This window comes from Streptomyces sp. NPDC003720 (genome assembly GCF_042875075.1).
Taxonomy (GTDB): Bacteria; Actinomycetota; Actinomycetes; order Streptomycetales; family Streptomycetaceae; genus Streptomyces.
Window position 1 is genome coordinate 64,189 of the sequence record NZ_JBIANZ010000009.1, and the last position, 16,322, is coordinate 80,510.

The 16,322-nt window shown below is 71.0% G+C and carries 14 protein-coding genes; all 14 read left to right on the top strand.

From position 1 onward, the window contains the following. Window positions 1-2,001: a peptidoglycan D,D-transpeptidase FtsI family protein gene (locus tag ACFYU0_RS24655; protein ID WP_389304205.1), complete on the top strand. Its 2,001-nt coding sequence runs from the start codon at window positions 1-3 to the stop codon at window positions 1,999-2,001. Window positions 2,002-2,164: 163 nt separating this feature from the next. Then, complete coding sequence (locus ACFYU0_RS24660) at window positions 2,165-3,682, top strand: UDP-N-acetylmuramoyl-L-alanyl-D-glutamate--2,6-diaminopimelate ligase (RefSeq protein WP_351670568.1); 1,518 nt, start codon at window positions 2,165-2,167, stop codon at window positions 3,680-3,682. A 4-nt stretch (window positions 3,683-3,686) separates the two neighbouring features. After that, window positions 3,687-5,093, top strand: coding sequence for a UDP-N-acetylmuramoyl-tripeptide--D-alanyl-D-alanine ligase (gene murF, locus ACFYU0_RS24665; RefSeq protein WP_351670532.1), 1,407 nt, complete (start codon window positions 3,687-3,689; stop codon window positions 5,091-5,093). After that, window positions 5,093-6,163, top strand: coding sequence for a phospho-N-acetylmuramoyl-pentapeptide-transferase (mraY, locus tag ACFYU0_RS24670; protein WP_250404933.1), 1,071 nt, complete (start codon window positions 5,093-5,095; stop codon window positions 6,161-6,163). Before murF ends, mraY begins: the two co-directional genes overlap by 1 nt. Then, a complete protein-coding gene (gene murD, locus ACFYU0_RS24675; RefSeq protein ID WP_389304207.1) occupies window positions 6,145-7,578 on the top strand; it encodes a UDP-N-acetylmuramoyl-L-alanine--D-glutamate ligase in 1,434 nt (477 codons plus the stop codon). Before mraY ends, murD begins: the two co-directional genes overlap by 19 nt. Window positions 7,579-7,645: 67 nt before the next feature. Continuing rightward, window positions 7,646-9,007 carry a putative lipid II flippase FtsW gene (gene ftsW, locus ACFYU0_RS24680; RefSeq protein ID WP_351670527.1) on the top strand — a complete coding sequence of 454 codons (1,362 nt, stop codon included), beginning with the start codon at window positions 7,646-7,648 and terminating at the stop codon, window positions 9,005-9,007. Window positions 9,008-9,013: 6 nt separating this feature from the next. Then, window positions 9,014-10,102 carry an undecaprenyldiphospho-muramoylpentapeptide beta-N-acetylglucosaminyltransferase gene (murG, locus tag ACFYU0_RS24685; RefSeq protein ID WP_351670524.1) on the top strand — a complete coding sequence of 363 codons (1,089 nt, stop codon included), beginning with the start codon at window positions 9,014-9,016 and terminating at the stop codon, window positions 10,100-10,102. Window positions 10,103-10,128: 26 nt separating this feature from the next. Further along, window positions 10,129-10,923 (top strand): cell division protein FtsQ/DivIB, encoded by a 795-nt coding sequence (locus ACFYU0_RS24690; protein WP_389304209.1) that lies wholly within the window; start codon window positions 10,129-10,131, stop codon window positions 10,921-10,923. Between the two features lie 279 nt (window positions 10,924-11,202). Then, window positions 11,203-12,414, top strand: coding sequence for a cell division protein FtsZ (ftsZ, locus tag ACFYU0_RS24695; RefSeq protein ID WP_351670518.1), 1,212 nt, complete (start codon window positions 11,203-11,205; stop codon window positions 12,412-12,414). Then, window positions 12,411-13,139, top strand: coding sequence for a peptidoglycan editing factor PgeF (pgeF, locus tag ACFYU0_RS24700; protein ID WP_351670515.1), 729 nt, complete (start codon window positions 12,411-12,413; stop codon window positions 13,137-13,139). The genes ftsZ and pgeF overlap by 4 nt, the downstream gene beginning before the upstream one ends. Before the next feature lie 6 nt (window positions 13,140-13,145). Next, complete coding sequence (locus tag ACFYU0_RS24705) at window positions 13,146-13,865, top strand: YggS family pyridoxal phosphate-dependent enzyme (protein WP_389304211.1); 720 nt, start codon at window positions 13,146-13,148, stop codon at window positions 13,863-13,865. Between the two features lie 127 nt (window positions 13,866-13,992). Beyond that, complete coding sequence (locus ACFYU0_RS24710) at window positions 13,993-14,634, top strand: cell division protein SepF (protein ID WP_351670509.1); 642 nt, start codon at window positions 13,993-13,995, stop codon at window positions 14,632-14,634. A gap of 50 nt (window positions 14,635-14,684) precedes the next feature. Beyond that, window positions 14,685-14,972, top strand: a complete 288-nt coding sequence (locus ACFYU0_RS24715) for a YggT family protein (protein ID WP_143636437.1) — start codon at window positions 14,685-14,687, stop codon at window positions 14,970-14,972. A gap of 55 nt (window positions 14,973-15,027) precedes the next feature. Then, window positions 15,028-16,224: a DivIVA domain-containing protein gene (locus tag ACFYU0_RS24720; RefSeq protein ID WP_351670505.1), complete on the top strand. Its 1,197-nt coding sequence runs from the start codon at window positions 15,028-15,030 to the stop codon at window positions 16,222-16,224. Window positions 16,225-16,322: the final 98 nt, after the last annotated feature.

Genomic DNA, 16,322 nt, shown 5'->3' on the forward strand with positions numbered 1-16,322 from the left:
GTGTCCGACAGGGAACCGCCGCGCCGCCGCGTGCCCGGCCCCGCGAAGCCTTCCCCGAGTGCCCGGGCCCGCCCGGACCGGGCCGACCCCCGGGCGCGGGGCCCCGTCCGGCGGCAGCCCGGGCCCGGCGCCCGTCAGGTCCGCAGGCCGGCCGGAGCCCGGCCCATGCCCCCGCCGCCGCTCCGGCTCGGCCGGCCCAGGCCCCGGCTGCGCATGGTTGGCCTCGCCCTCACCCTGGTGATGAGCGCCTTCGTCGTACGGCTGCTCCAGGTCCAGGCCGTCGACGCGCACGCCTACGCCGCCAAGGCCGAGCAGAACCGCTACGTCGTGCACACCCTGGCCGCGGACCGCGGCGGGATCACCGACCGCAACGGCGTGGCCCTCGCCATCAGCGAGGACGCCTACGACATCACGGCCGACCCCACGATGTTCGGCCGCAAGCAGCTGAAGATCGACGACGGGCCCGAGCAGGCGGCCGCCCTGCTCGCGCCGATCCTCGGCCAGGACCAGGAGACGCTTGTCGGGAAGCTCCGGCCCAAGAACAAGCTGTCCCGCTACGCCAAGCTGGCCGTGCGTCAGACACCGCAGGTCTGGAAGCAGATCAAGGACCTGAAGGCCGCCCTCACCAAGAAGGCCGGCTCCGACGGCAAGGCGCCCAACGTGCTCGCCGGCGTCTTCGCCGACCCCAGCAGCCAGCGCGTGTACCCCAACGGCGACCTCGCCGCCGGGATACTGGGCTGGGTCAACGCCGACGGCCGGGGCGGCGGCGGCATCGAGCAGGAGCTGAACGGGCAGCTGTCCGGCAAGGACGGCAAGATCCGCTACGCACAGTCCGGCGGCCGCGAGGTGCCCACCGCGGGCTCGACCGAGACCCCCGCCGTACCCGGCAGCGACGTCGAACTCACCATCGACCGCGACATCCAGTGGGCCGCCCAGAACGCCATCTCGGAGCAGGTGAGGAAGTCCCGGGCGGACCGCGGCTACGTCATCGTCCAGGACACCCGCAGCGGCCAGATCCTGGCCATGGCCAACTCGCCCGGCTTCGACCCGAACGACCTGTCGAAGGCCGACGCGGAGGCCATGGGCAACGCGGCCGTCCAGGACGCCTTCGAGCCCGGCTCCACCGCCAAGGTGATGTCCATGGCGGCCGTGCTGGAGGAGAACGCGGCCACCCCGCTCACCCACGTGGTCGTCCCCAACCGGCTGCACCGGGGCGACCGGCTGTTCCAGGACGACGTCGACCACGCCACCTGGTACCTCACCCTCAACGGCGTGCTCGCCAAGTCCAGCAACATCGGCACGATCCTCGCCACCGGCCAGCTCGGCAAGTCCCAGCCCGAGGCCAACAAGGTCCTCTACTCCTACCTGCGCGAGTTCGGCATCGGCCGGCCCACCGGGCTCGGCTTCCCCGGCGAGACCAAGGGCATCCTCGCCGCCCCCGGGGACTGGTCGACCTCGCAGCAGTACACGATCCCTTTCGGCCAGGGTTTCTCCCTGAGCGCCATGCAGGCCGCCTCCGTGTACTCGACGATCGCCAACGGCGGCGTCCGCGTCGCGCCGACCCTGGTGCGCGGCACCCGGGGCGCCGACGGCCGCTTCACGCCCGCCCCCCAGCCCGCGAAGACCCGTGTGGTCAGCGCGAAGACGGCCAAGTCCGTCGCCCAGATGCTGGAGTCCGTGGTGGACGACGAGCAGGGCACCGGCATCAAGGCCCGCATCCCGGGGTACCGGGTCGCGGGCAAGACCGGCACGGCGAACCGAGTGGATCCGGCCACCGGCAGATACCGCGGATACACCTCGTCGTTCGCCGGGTTCGCACCCGCGGACAAGCCGCGGATCACCGTGTACTGCGCCATCCAGAACGCCACGTCCGGCAGCTACTTCGGCGGCCAGATCTGCGGCCCCGTCTACAAGCAGGTGATGGAGTTCGCGCTGAAGACGCTGCAGGTGCCGCCGACCGGCGCGAAGGCCGCGAACCTGCCCGTCGACTACAAGCCCTGATCAGCCTCGGAAAGACCAGGAACCACTCGTGACAACGATCACTCCCGACCCCGGCAACCAGGGCGCCCAGGAGCCCTCGCTTCGCTCCGGAGCCGGTACGCCCGGTACGCTCACCGCCGTGCCACACGCTGATCAGTCCCACATCACCCAGAAGGGCGCTTCCGTGACATATCCGGGACCGCCGCGACCGGTTCAGGTCTCCGCCACACCCCTCGCGGAGCTGGCCGATCAGCTGGGTACCGCCGCCGAGGGCGCCGCCGAGGTCACGGGCATCACCCACGACTCGCGCGCGGTCCGCCCCGGCGACCTGTACGCCGCCCTGCCGGGCGCCCGCCTGCACGGCGCCGACTTCGTCACCCAGGCCGCCGGCCTCGGCGCCGTCGCCGTGCTGACCGACCCGACGGGCGCCGAACGGGCCGCCGCGACCGGCCTGCCGGTCCTGGTCGTCGACGACCCGCGCGCGCGGATGGGCGCACTGGCGACCACGATCTACGGCGACCCGGGCCGCGATCTGCTCCAGATCGGCATCACCGGCACCTCGGGCAAGACCACCACCGCCTACCTGGTCGAGGGCGGCCTGAAGACCGCCCGCACCACGGGCCTCATCGGCACCGTCGAGATGCGCGTCGGCGACGAGCGCATCAAGTCCGAGCGCACCACCCCCGAAGCCACCGACCTGCAGGCGCTGTTCGCCGTCATGCGCGAACGCGGCGTCGAGGCCGTCGCCATGGAGGTCTCCAGCCACGCCCTGGTCCTCGGCCGGGTCGACGGCTGCGTCTTCGACATCGCCGTCTTCACCAACCTCAGCCCGGAACACATGGAGTTCCACTCCGACATGGAGGACTACTTCCGGGCCAAGGCGCAGCTCTTCACGCCGGAGCGCAGCAGGCTCGGCGTCGTCAACACCGACGACGAGTACGGCCGCCGGCTCGCGCGAGAGGCGACCGTCCCGGTCGTCACCTACTCCGCCGAGGGCCACCCGGACGCCGACTGGCGGGCGCAGGACGTCCAGGTCGGACCCATGGACTCGGCGTTCACCGTCCTCGGCCCGGGCGGCGAGCGGGTCCAGGCCAGGTCGCCGCTGGCCGGCCCGTTCAACGTGGCGAACACCCTCGCCGCCATCGTCGCCCTCGCGGTGGCCGGCCTCGACCCGCAGGCCGCCGCCGACGGCATCGCCGCCGTACCGGGCGTGCCCGGCCGCCTGGAGCGCGTGGACGCCGGGCAGCCCTACCTCGCGGTCGTGGACTACGCCCACAAGACCGACGCGGTCGAGTCGGTCCTCAAGGCGCTGCGCAAGGTCACCAAGGGCCGGCTGCACGTCGTCCTCGGCTGCGGCGGCGACCGCGACCAGACCAAGCGCGCCCCGATGGGCGCCGCCGCGGCCCGGCTCGCCGACACGGCCGTACTGACCTCCGACAACCCCCGTTCCGAGGACCCGCTGGCCATCCTCGCGACCATGCTCCAGGGCGCGGCCTCCGTGCCCTCCCACGAGCGCGGCGAGGTGCTCCTGTTCGAGGACCGGGCCGCCGCGATCGCCGCCACCGTCGCCCGGGCGCACGCCGGGGACACCGTGCTGGTCGCGGGCAAGGGCCACGAGCAGGGCCAGGACATCGCCGGCGTGGTCCGTCCGTTCGACGACCGCCAGGTGCTTCGCGAAGCTATCCAGAAGACCCAGGGATGAACTTGTGATCGCCCTCTCCCTCGCCGAGATCGCCGAAGTCGTCGGCGGGCAGACGCACGACATACCGGATCCGTCCGTCCAGGTCACCGGACCGGTCGTCCGGGACTCCCGAGAGGTGGTGCCGGGCAGCCTGTTCGTCGCCTTCGTCGGCGAGCGCGCCGACGGCCACGACTACGCGCGGGCGGTTGTCGAGGCCGGCGCCGTCGCCGTACTGGCCTCCCGGCCCGTCGGGGTGCCCGCGATCGTCGTCGAGGACGTCCAGTCCGCCCTCGGCGCCCTCGCCCGCCACGTCGTACGGAGCCTCGGCGCGACCCTCGTGGCGCTGACCGGCTCCGCCGGCAAGACCAGCACCAAGGACCTCATCGCCCAGGTGCTGCGGCGCAAGGCGCCGACCGTGTTCACGCCCGGCTCGCTCAACAACGAGATCGGGCTGCCGCTGACCGCGCTCAGCGCCACCGACGAAACCCGTTTCCTCGTACTGGAGATGGGCGCCCGCGGCATCGGGCACATCCGCTACCTCGCCGGCCTCACCCCGCCGCGGATCGGCCTGGTGCTCAACGTCGGCTCCGCCCACATCGGCGAGTTCGGCGGCCGCGAGCAGATCGCCCAGGCCAAGGGCGAACTCGTGGAGGCCCTGCCGGAGGACGGCGCGGCGATCCTCAACGCCGACGACCCGCTGGTGCGGGCCATGGCCTCCCGTACCAAGGCGAAGGTGGTCCTTTTCGGAGAGTCGGCCGAAGCGGACGTACGCGCCGAGAACGTGCGACTCACGGACAGCGGACAGCCCGCGTTCAGGCTTCACACACCCTCCGGTGCAAGCGATGTGACCATGCGCCTGTACGGTGAGCATCACGTGTCGAACGCGCTCGCCGCGGCCGCCGTCGCCCATGAGCTGGGCATGTCCGCGCAGGAGATCGCCACCGCGCTCTCCGAGGCGGGCTCCCTCTCCCGCTGGCGCATGGAGGTCACGGAGCGCCCGGACGGCGTGACCATCGTCAACGACGCCTACAACGCCAACCCCGAGTCCATGCGGGCCGCCCTCAGGGCGCTCGCGGCCATGGGCAGGGGGCGCCGTACGTGGGCGGTGCTCGGCAAGATGGCCGAGCTGGGGGACGAGGCGCTCGCCGAGCACGACGCCGTCGGACGGCTCGCCGTCCGGCTCAACGTCAGCAAGCTCGTCGCGGTCGGGGGACTTGAGGCCTCCTGGCTGCAACTGGGCGCATATAACGAGGGTTCGTGGGGTGAGGAGTCGGTGCACGTGTCCGACGCACAGGCGGCGGTCGACCTGTTGCGCAGCGAGTTGCGCCCGGGGGACGTCGTGCTCGTGAAGGCGTCCCGTTCGGTGGGGCTCGAGGGTGTCGCCCAGGCGCTGCTCGAGACCGGTGCCGAGGGTGAGGTTGCCGCCCGATGATGAAGCAGATCCTGTTCTCAGGAGTCATTGGCCTCTTCCTGACGCTGGTCGGCACCCCGCTGCTGATCAAGCTCCTCGCCCGCAAGGGCTACGGCCAGTACATCCGTGACGACGGCCCGCGCGAGCACGCCAGCAAGCGCGGTACGCCGACCATGGGCGGCATCGCCTTCATCCTGGCGACGATCGCCGCGTACTTCCTGAGCAAGCTCATCACCGGCTACCCCCCCACCTACTCCGGACTGCTGGTCCTCGGCCTGATGTTCGGCATGGGCCTGGTCGGCTTCCTGGACGACTACATCAAGATCGTCAAGCGGCGTTCGCTGGGTCTGCGGGCCAAGGCGAAGATGGCCGGCCAGCTCATCGTCGGCATCGGCTTCGCGGTGCTGTCGCTGATGTTCGCCGACGCGCGCGGCAACACCCCGGCGTCCACGAAGCTGTCGTTCATCACCGACTTCGGCTGGAGCATCGGCCCGGTGCTGTTCGTCGTCTGGGCGCTGTTCATGATCCTGGCGATGTCCAACGGCGTGAACCTCACCGACGGTCTGGACGGTCTGGCCACCGGCGCCTCCGTGCTCGTCTTCGGCGCCTACACGTTCATCGGCGTCTGGCAGTTCCAGGAGTCCTGCGCCAACGCGACGACGCTGACCAACCCGGGCGCCTGCTACGAGGTGCGCGACCCGCTGGACCTCGCCGTGGTCGCCTCCGCGCTGATGGGCGCGTGCCTGGGCTTCCTGTGGTGGAACACCTCGCCGGCCAAGATCTTCATGGGCGACACCGGTTCGCTCGCCCTCGGCGGCGTCCTCACCGGCCTGGCCATCCTCTCCCGCACCGAGCTGCTGGTGGCCATCATGGGCGGCCTGTTCGTCCTCATCACCATGTCGGTCGTCATCCAGGTCGGCTCCTTCCGGCTCACCGGCAAGCGCGTCTTCCGGATGGCGCCACTCCAGCACCACTTCGAACTCAAGGGCTGGTCCGAGGTCCTGGTGGTGGTCCGCTTCTGGATCATCCAAGGCATCTGTGTGATCGTCGGACTGGGCCTCTTCTACGCGGGATGGGCAGCGGACAAGTGACCTCCTCGGCGCCTACCGAATTCCAGGGCAAGCACGTCACCGTCGCAGGGCTCGGCGTCTCCGGCGTCCCGGCGGCCAGGGTTCTGCACGCGCGCGGCGCGGTCGTCACGGTCGTCAACGACGGCGACGACGCACGGGCGCGCGAGCAGGCCGCGGAGCTGGAGGCGCTCGGCGTCACCGTGCGCCTCGGCGACGGCGCGACCCTGCCGGAAGGCACCGAGCTCATCGTCACCGCGCCCGGCTGGAAGCCGGACAAGCCGCTGTTCCTCGCCGCGAAGAAGGCCGGGGTGCCGGTCTGGGGCGACGTGGAGCTGGCCTGGCGCCTCAGGGGGCCCGACGCGGCGCCCTGGCTGGCCGTGACGGGCACCAACGGCAAGACCACGACCGTGCAGATGCTCGCCTCCATCCTGGCGGCCGCAGGACTGCGCACCGCAGCCGTGGGCAACATCGGCGTCTCCCTGCTGGACGCGGTCCTCGGCGAGGAGCAGTACGACGTCCTCGCCGTGGAGCTGTCCAGCTACCAGCTCCACTGGGCGCCCTCCCTGCGCGCCCACTCCGCGGCCGTCCTGAACCTGGCGCCGGACCACCTCGACTGGCACGGCTCCATGGAGGCCTACGCGGCCGACAAGGGCCGTATCTACGAGGGCAACCGCGTCGCCTGCGTCTACAACGCGGCCGACAAGCTCACCGAGGACCTGGTGCGCGAGGCCGACGTCGAGGAGGGCTGCCGCGCCGTCGGCTTCACCCTCGGCACCCCCGCCCCCTCCCAACTCGGCGTCGTGGACGGCATCCTGGTCGACCGCGCCTTCGTGGAGAACCGGCAGAAGAACGCGCAGGAGCTGGCCGAGGTCTCCGACGTCAACCCGCCGGCCCCGCACAACATCGCCAACGCCCTTGCCGCCGCCGCACTCGCGCGCGCGTACGGCGTGCCCGCCACCGCCGTACGCGACGGCCTGCGGGCCTTCCGCCCGGACGCCCACCGCATCGCGCACGTCACGGACATCGACGGGGTGGCGTACGTGGACGACTCCAAGGCCACCAACACCCACGCCACGGAAGCGTCGTTGGCGTCATATGAGTCGATCGTATGGATTGCAGGCGGTCTGGCGAAGGGCGCCACCTTCGACGAGCTGGTCGCCAAGTCGGCGAAGCGGCTGCGCGGGGCCGTCCTGATCGGCGCCGATCGTGCCCTGATCCGCGAGGCCCTGGCGCGACACGCCCCGGAAGTACCCGTCGTCGACCTCGAACGGACCGACACTGGGGCGATGCTCCAGGCGGTGACGGAGGCGAAGCGGCTGGCCCGGCCCGGTGACACCGTGCTGCTGGCCCCGGCCTGCGCTTCCATGGACATGTTCACCAACTACAACCAGCGCGGCGACGCGTTCGCGGCGGCGGTCCGCGAACTCGGCGCCTGACCCGGCCGCCCGCCGGGCGGATCTTGGGAGGGACGCGTGGGACGGTCGACGTTCAGTGGAGGCGCCCATGCCCGGTAGCCGTACCGGCCGCCCGCCCGTCCAGCGGGCGTCGCGGCGCCCCGCGCTCCCCGGACCGCCGCGCGAGAACCCCGTGCAGCGGCTCTACACGCGCGCGCGGAAGGCCTGGGACCGGCCGCTGACCGCGTACTACCTGATCCTCGGCGGCAGCCTGCTGATCACGGTGCTGGGCCTGGTGATGGTCTACTCGGCCTCCCAGATCACCGCGCTGCAGCTCTCGCTGCCGGGCTCGTACTTCTTCCGCAAGCAGTTCCTCGCCGCGGCCATCGGCGGCGCGCTGATGTTCGTCGCCTCCCGCATGCCGGTGAAGCTGCACCGGGCGCTGGCCTATCCGATCCTGGCCGGCGCCGTCTTCCTGATGGTCCTGGTGCAGGTGCCGGGGATAGGGATGGCGGTCAACGGCAACCAGAACTGGATCTCGCTCGGCGGCTCCTTCCAGATCCAGCCCAGCGAGTTCGGCAAGCTCGCCCTGGTGCTGTGGGGCGCGGACCTGATCGCGCGGAAGCAGGAGCGCAAGCTGCTGACCCAGTGGAAGCACATGCTGGTGCCGCTGGTGCCGGCCTCCTTCATGCTGCTGGGCCTGATCATGCTCGGCGGCGACATGGGCACCGCGATCATTCTCACAGCGATCCTGTTCGGCCTGCTGTGGCTGGCGGGGGCGCCGACCCGGCTGTTCGCCGGGGTGCTCTCGGTCGCCGGCCTGATCGGTGTCGTGCTCATCAAGACCAGCCCCAACCGGATGGCCCGGCTGGCCTGCATCGGCGCCACCGAGCCCAAGTCCGGGGTGGCCGACTGCTGGCAGGCCGTGCACGGGATCTACGCCCTCGCCTCCGGCGGACTGTTCGGTTCCGGCCTCGGTGCGAGTGTGGAGAAATGGGGCCAACTGCCCGAGGCCCACACCGACTTCATCTTCGCCGTGACCGGTGAGGAACTGGGTCTGGCGGGCACGCTGTCGGTGCTCGCCCTGTTCGCGGCTCTAGGCTATGCGGGTATCCGCGTGGCCGGACGCACGGAGGACCCCTTCGTGAGGTACGCCGCGGGAGGCGTGACCACCTGGATCACCGCCCAGGCGGTGATCAACATCGGTGCGGTGCTCGGCCTGCTGCCGATCGCCGGCGTCCCCCTCCCGCTGTTCTCCTACGGAGGGTCCGCCCTGCTGCCGACCATGTTCGCCATCGGGTTGCTGATCGCGTTCGCGCGCGACGACCCCGCTGCGCGGGCGGCGCTTGCGATGCGGCAACCTCGCTTTGGTAGAAAGCGGGCAGGAGGCTCCGGTGCCGAGCGGGGGCCTCGGAGATGGAACACGATGCGACGGCGCGCCGCGGTGGCGCGCTCGTCCGGAGAGCGGTGAATTTCGGTGCATGTCGTACTCGCCGGCGGAGGTACCGCGGGCCACATCGAGCCCGCGCTCGCCCTCGCGGACGCCCTGCGCAGGCAGGACCCGACCGTGGGCATCACGGCCCTTGGCACGGAGCGCGGCCTGGAGACCAGGCTGGTCCCGGAGCGCGGCTACGAGCTGGCGCTGATCCCCGCGGTGCCGCTGCCCCGCAAGCCCACTCCCGAGCTGATCACCGTCCCGGGCCGGCTGCGCGGCACCATCAAGGCCGCCGAGCAGGTCCTGGAGCGCACCAAGGCGGACGCCGTGGTCGGCTTCGGCGGCTATGTCGCGCTGCCCGCCTACCTGGCCGCCAAGCGCCTCGGTGTGCCCATCGTGATCCACGAGGCCAACGCCCGCCCCGGCCTGGCCAACAAGATCGGCTCCCGGTACGCCGCCCGGGTCGCCGTCTCCACCCCGGACAGCAAGCTGCGCGACGCCCGCTACATCGGCATCCCGCTGCGCCGCACGATCGCCACCCTGGACCGTGCCGCCGCCCGCCCCGAGGCGCGCGCCCGCTTCGGTCTGGACCCGAACCTGCCCACCCTGCTGGTCTCCGGCGGCTCCCAGGGCGCCCGGCGCCTCAACGAGGTGGTCCAGCAGGTCGCCCCGTGGCTGCAGCAGGCCGGCATCCAGATCCTGCACGCGGTCGGCCCGAAGAACGAACTGCCGCAGGTGCAGCAGATGCCGGGAATGCCGCCCTACATCCCGGTAAGTTACCTGGACCGGATGGACCTCGCGTACGCCGCGGCCGACTTGATGCTCTGCCGCGCGGGCGCGATGACCGTCGCCGAACTCTCCGCCGTCGGACTGCCGGCCGCCTACGTCCCGCTGCCCATCGGCAACGGCGAACAGCGGCTGAACGCCCAGCCGGTGGTGAAGGCGGGCGGCGGACTCCTCGTCGACGACGCGGAGCTCACTCCCGAGTGGGTGCAGCAGAACGTCCTGCCGGTGCTGGCGGACCCGCACCGGCTGTACGAGATGTCCCGTGCGGCAAGCGAGTTCGGCCGCCGGGACGCCGACGAGCTGCTCGTCGGGATGGTGTACGAGGCGATCGCCTCACGCCGATAGGACCATATGACGAAGGGGCAGTGAGGGTGGCCGGATCGACTACCGCCGAGCGCGGTGAACGCCAGCAGGAGTCGTCCGGCCCGCCGTCCGCGCGACGGCTGAGGAAGGCCCGCCTTCGCGCGCTCCTCGTCCTCGCCGTCGCCCTGGTACTCCTCGGGGCGGGCGCCACTTGGGTGTTGTACGGCTCCTCGTGGCTGCGCGTGCGGCACGTCTCGGTCTCCGGCACCCGGATGCTGACTCCGGCCGACGTGCGGGAGGTCGCCTCCGTGCCGGTGGGGGCGCCGCTGGCCTCCGTCGACACGGACGCCGTCGAGGCACGGCTGCGCCGGAAACTGCCCCGGATCGGCACCGTTTCGGTCGTTCGCGCCTGGCCCCACGGCATCGCCTTGAAGGTGACCGAGCGGACTCCGGTACTGCTGGTCCGCAAAGCCGGGAACTTCGTCGAAGTCGACGACGAGGGCGTCCGTTTCGCCACCGTTTCGCAGGCGCCGAAAGGCGTTCCGCTACTGGAGATGACCGCGTCCCGGTCGGACCAGGCGGCCGCGAGCTTCCGGCGCTTCGGCGCCGAGCGTCTGGTGCGCGAGGCGGTGGGGGTGGCCGGCGTCCTCCCGGCCGCCGTCGCGCGGGACACCCGGACCGTACAAGTCCGTTCCTACGACGACATCTCGGTGGAGCTGACCGGCGGCCGCACCGTCGCCTGGGGCAGCGGTGAGAACGGCCGCGCCAAGGCACGGGCCCTCACAGCACTCATGAAAGCAGCTCCCGGCGCACGGCACTTCGACGTCAGCGTGCCCACCGCCCCGGCGTCAGCGGGGAGTTGACGGGTATCAGCGCAGGCCAGCACCCTGGTTGGGCACCGCTACGGCTGATCACATAGGGTGAAAAGAAAAACGGGAGGTTCGGCGTGTTCGTTGAACGCGCGCCACTTGTCGACTTAGTGTCCTGTTCAGAAGACTTCAGGGAACAGACACACTGGTAACCCTAAACTTCAAGGTTAGGGTTCGGGTCGGCGTTACGGACCGTCCCATTCGGCATACGTCGTCCCGGTGCGGGGAACCGCCCGGCGGCGACAACGTAATTCGAGGCGAGAGGCCTTCGACGTGGCAGCACCGCAGAACTACCTCGCAGTCATCAAGGTCATCGGTGTCGGCGGCGGTGGTGTCAATGCCATCAACCGGATGATCGAGGTCGGTCTCAAGGGCGTCGAGTTCATCGCCATCAACACCGACGCGCAGGCGCTGTTGATGAGCGACGCCGACGTGAAGCTCGACGTCGGCCGCGAACTCACCCGCGGACTCGGCGCCGGCGCCAACCCGGCCGTCGGCCGCAAGGCCGCCGAGGACCACCGCGAGGAGATCGAGGAGGTCCTCAAGGGGGCCGACATGGTCTTCGTGACGGCCGGTGAGGGCGGCGGCACCGGCACCGGCGGCGCGCCCGTCGTGGCCAACATCGCGCGCTCGCTGGGCGCCCTCACCATCGGCGTGGTCACGCGCCCGTTCACCTTCGAGGGACGGCGCCGCGCGAACCAGGCCGAGGACGGCATCGCCGAGCTGCGCGAAGAGGTCGACACCCTCATCGTCATCCCCAACGACCGGCTGCTGTCCATCTCGGACCGGCAGGTCTCGGTCCTGGACGCCTTCAAGTCGGCCGACCAGGTCCTGCTCTCCGGTGTGCAGGGCATCACCGACCTCATCACCACGCCCGGCCTGATCAACCTGGACTTCGCCGACGTGAAGTCGGTCATGTCCGAGGCCGGTTCGGCCCTGATGGGCATCGGCTCGGCCCGCGGCGACGACCGCGCGGTGGCCGCGGCCGAGATGGCGATCTCCTCGCCGCTGCTGGAGGCGTCCATCGACGGCGCCCGCGGCGTGCTGCTCTCCATCTCCGGCGGCTCCGACCTCGGTCTGTTCGAGATCAACGAGGCCGCCCAGCTGGTCAGCGAGGCCGCCCACCCGGAGGCCAACATCATCTTCGGCGCGGTCATCGACGACGCCCTCGGCGACGAGGTGCGGGTCACCGTGATCGCTGCCGGCTTCGACGGCGGTCAGCCGCCGGCCCGCCGGGACAACGTCCTCGGCTCCGCCTCCGCCTCCGGCTCGTCCGCGCCCCGCCGCGAGGAGCCCGCTCCGGCGCGGCAGCCCGAGAGCCGTCCGTCCTTCGGCTCGCTCGGCAGCGTGACGCCGAAGGAGGAGCCGGAGCCCGCGCCCGAGCCCGTGGCCGAGATCCCGGTCACCCCGTCGGTCCCGCCCGCGCCGCGCACCTACGCGGACAGCGCGGCCGAGGAACTGGACGTCCCGGACTTCCTGAAGTGATAGGTCAGCGCGAGAGCGTGAGCGGCGCGCACTTCGCCTTCACCGACCGGTGGGGCGGGGTGAGCGCCGCTCCGTATGAGGAGCTCAACCTCGGCGGCGCGGTCGGTGACGACCCCGGATCGGTCCGGGCGAACCGGGAACTGGCCGCGAAATCGCTCGGGTTCGACGCCGAATCGGTCGTCTGGATGAACCAGGTGCACGGGGCGGACGTGGCCGTGGTCGACGCGCCCTGGGGCGACCGTCCTGTGCCGGAGGTCGACGCGATCGTCACCGCTCGCCGGGGCCTCGCGCTCGCGGTCCTCACCGCCGACTGCGTGCCGGTGCTGCTGGCCGACCCGGTCGCCGGGGTCGTCGCCGCCGCCCACGCGGGCCGGCCGGGAATGACCAAGGGGATCGTCCCCGCCGCCGTCCGGGCCATGGTCGAACTCGGCGCCCGTGCCGAGCGGATCACCGCCCGCACCGGGCCGGCCGTCTGCGGCCGGTGCTACGAGGTGCCGGAGGCGATGCGCGCCGAGGTGGCCGCGGCCGAGCCGGCGGCGCACGCCGAGACGAGCTGGGGCACCCCGGCGGTCGACGTGAGCGCCGGAGTGCACGCCCAGCTCGAGCGGCTCGGAGTGCGCGACCGCGCACAGTCCCCGGTGTGCACCCTGGAATCGGGCGACCACTACTCGTACCGCCGCGACCGCACCACCGGGCGGCTCGCGGGCTATGTCTGGCTGGACTGATGGGGCATGACGGACCGTAAGACCGAACTCGCCGGGAACCTGGCGAACGTGGAGCGGCGCATCACCGCCGCGTGCGCCGCGGCCGGGCGCGAGCGGGACGAGGTGACCCTGATCGTGGTCACCAAGACCTACCCGGCGAGCGATGTGCGCATCCTGTCGGAACTCGGCGTGCGCCATGTCGCCGAGAACCGCGACCAGGACGCGGCGCCCAAGGCGGCCGCCTGTGCGGACCTGCCGCTGAAATGGCATTTCGTCGGCCAGTTGCAGACCAACAAGGTCCGTTCCGTGGTCGGTTATGCCGATTTCGTGCAGTCCGTCGACCGGGACCGGCTCGTCACCGCCCTTTCGAGGGAGGCGGATCGCGCCGGGCGGGGGGTCGGATGCCTCATCCAGGTCGCGCTGGACGCGGGGGCGAGCGGCCGGGGCGAGCGCGGAGGCGTGGCGCCCGGCGGGATCGAGGAGTTGGCCGGCCTCGTGGCCGGGGCGCCGGGACTGCGGCTCGACGGTCTGATGACCGTCGCACCGCTCACCGGGGAGTACGCGGGACGCGAACAGGCGGCGTTCGACCGGCTCATGGATTTGTCGACTGACCTGCGCCGGGCTCATCCGGCTGCAACCATGGTGTCGGCAGGGATGAGTGCGGACCTCGAGCAGGCCGTGGCGGCCGGAGCGACACATGTGCGCGTCGGCACTGCGGTACTCGGAGTCCGCCCCAGGCTCGGGTAACGTCGCCAGGAAGTCGGACCACAGCAGAAAATATGGTCAATGTCCGTGAAAGCGGGCACAAAGGCCACGTGGATCGCGGGCACTTGGCAGTCGCAGTCGATCCACCACAGAGCGGAGGACTCAGAGAATGGCCGGCGCGATGCGCAAGATGGCGGTCTACCTCGGCCTCGTGGAGGACGATGGGTACGACGGCCGCGGATTCGACCCCGACGACGACTTCGAGCCCGAGCTGGACCCGGAACTCGACCGGGACCACCGACGGCATGAGGTGTCACACCAGTCGCACGGTGCGCATCAGTCCCAAAGGGACGAAGAGGTGCGAATCGTGCAACCGCCCGCGCCGCGCGAGCCGGTGGCCCGTTCGACTTCGCTCGCCGCGGAATCCGGGCGCCCGGCGCGAATCGCGCCCGTGGCATCCATCACACAAGAACGTCAGTCCCTGGAGAAGAACGCACCCGTGATCATGCCCAAGGTCGTGTCCGAGCGGGAGCCTTACCGGATCACCACGCTGCACCCGCGGACGTACAACGAAGCCCGTACCATCGGGGAACACTTCCGTGAGGGCACTCCGGTGATCATGAATCTGACTGAGATGGATGACACAGACGCGAAGCGACTTGTCGACTTTGCGGCCGGTTTGGTGTTTGGTCTTCACGGCAGCATCGAGCGGGTGACGCAGAAGGTGTTCCTGTTGTCTCCTGCTAACGTCGATGTCACGGCGGAGGACAAGGCCCGCATCGCAGAGGGCGGGTTCTTCAACCAGAGCTGAGACGTACCACCGGGAAAAGCACGGAAACAGGGGAGAGGGAAAGCCAGGCCATGAGCGTGTTCGCGCAGGTGATCTACATCGCGCTGATGGTGTTCCTCGTCGTGCTGATCTTCCGGCTGGTCATGGACTATGTCTTCCAGTTCGCCCGCTCGTGGCAACCCGGCAAGGCGATGGTGGTCGTCCTGGAGGCCACCTACACTGTCACCGATCCACCGCTGAAGCTTCTGCGGCGGTTCATCCCGCCGCTGCGTCTCGGGGGCGTGGCGCTCGACCTGTCCTTCTTCGTACTGATGATCATCGTCTGGATCCTCATCTCCGTCGCACAGAGATTTGTGTGATGAGGATGGACGATACGGTCTTGCCGACTGCCGATGACTACGTTGAGGTGAAGAGATGCCGTTGACCCCCGAGGACGTGCGGAACAAGCAGTTCACGACCGTCCGCCTCCGAGAAGGCTATGACGAGGACGAGGTCGATGCCTTCCTCGACGAGGTCGAAGCCGAACTGACGCGCCTGCTGCGCGAGAACGAGGACCTGCGCGCCAAACTGGCCGCGGCCACGCGTGCTGCTGCCCAGAACCAGCAGAACATGCGCAAGCCCCCGGAGCAGGACCAGCAGCAGGGCGGCATGCCCCAGCAGGGCGGTATGCCTCAGCAGGGCGGCATGCCCCAGCAGGGTGGAATGCCTCAGCAGGGCGGTATGCCCCAGCAGGGCATGCGAGGTCCCGGCGCGCCGGTGCCCGCCGGCATATCGGGCCCGCCGCAGCAGCAGATGGGTGGCCCCATGGGTGGTCCGCCCCAGCTGCCGAGCGGTGCCCCGCAGCTGCCCGCCGGTCCCGGCGGTCAGGGCGGCCCGCAGGGTCCCGGCCCCATGGGCCAGGGTCCGATGGGTCAGGGCCCCATGGGCGGTCAGCCGCCCATGCAGCAGCAGATGGGCGGTCCGATGGGCGGCCCCATGGGCGGTCCGATGGGCGGCCCCGGTCAGGGCCCCGGTGGCGACAGCGCCGCCCGAGTCCTCTCGCTGGCCCAGCAGACCGCCGACCAGGCGATCGCCGAGGCCCGTTCCGAGGCCAACAAGATCGTCGGCGAGGCCCGCAGCCGCGCCGAGGGTCTGGAGCGTGACGCCCGTGCCAAGGCCGACGCGCTGGAGCGGGACGCGCAGGAGAAGCACCGCGTCGCGATGGGCTCCCTGGAGTCCGCCCGCGCCACGCTGGAGCGCAAGGTCGAGGACCTGCGCGGCTTCGAGCGCGAGTACCGCACGCGTCTGAAGTCGTACCTCGAGTCCCAGCTGCGTCAGCTGGAGACCCAGGCCGACGACTCCCTGGCGCCGCCGCGCACTCCGGCCACCGCCTCGCTTCCGCCGTCCCCGGCGCCCTCCATGGCACCGGCCGGCGCGAGCGCTCCGTCCTACGGAGGCAACCAGGGCATGGGCGGTCCTTCGGCGCCGTCCGCTCCGTCCTACGGCGGTCAGCAGCAGATGACCCCCGCGATGACCCAGCCCATGGCTCCGGTCCGTCCGCAGGGTCCGTCCCCGATGGGCCAGGCGCCCTCGCCGATGCGCGGGTTCCTGATCGACGAGGACGACAACTGACGGGCCGCGGCTCCTAGTACGACAACGGCGTCGGCAGCGTTCAGGGCGGGCCCTCGGACTTCGGTCCGGGGGCCCGCCCTTTTTACGCGTGTTGACGC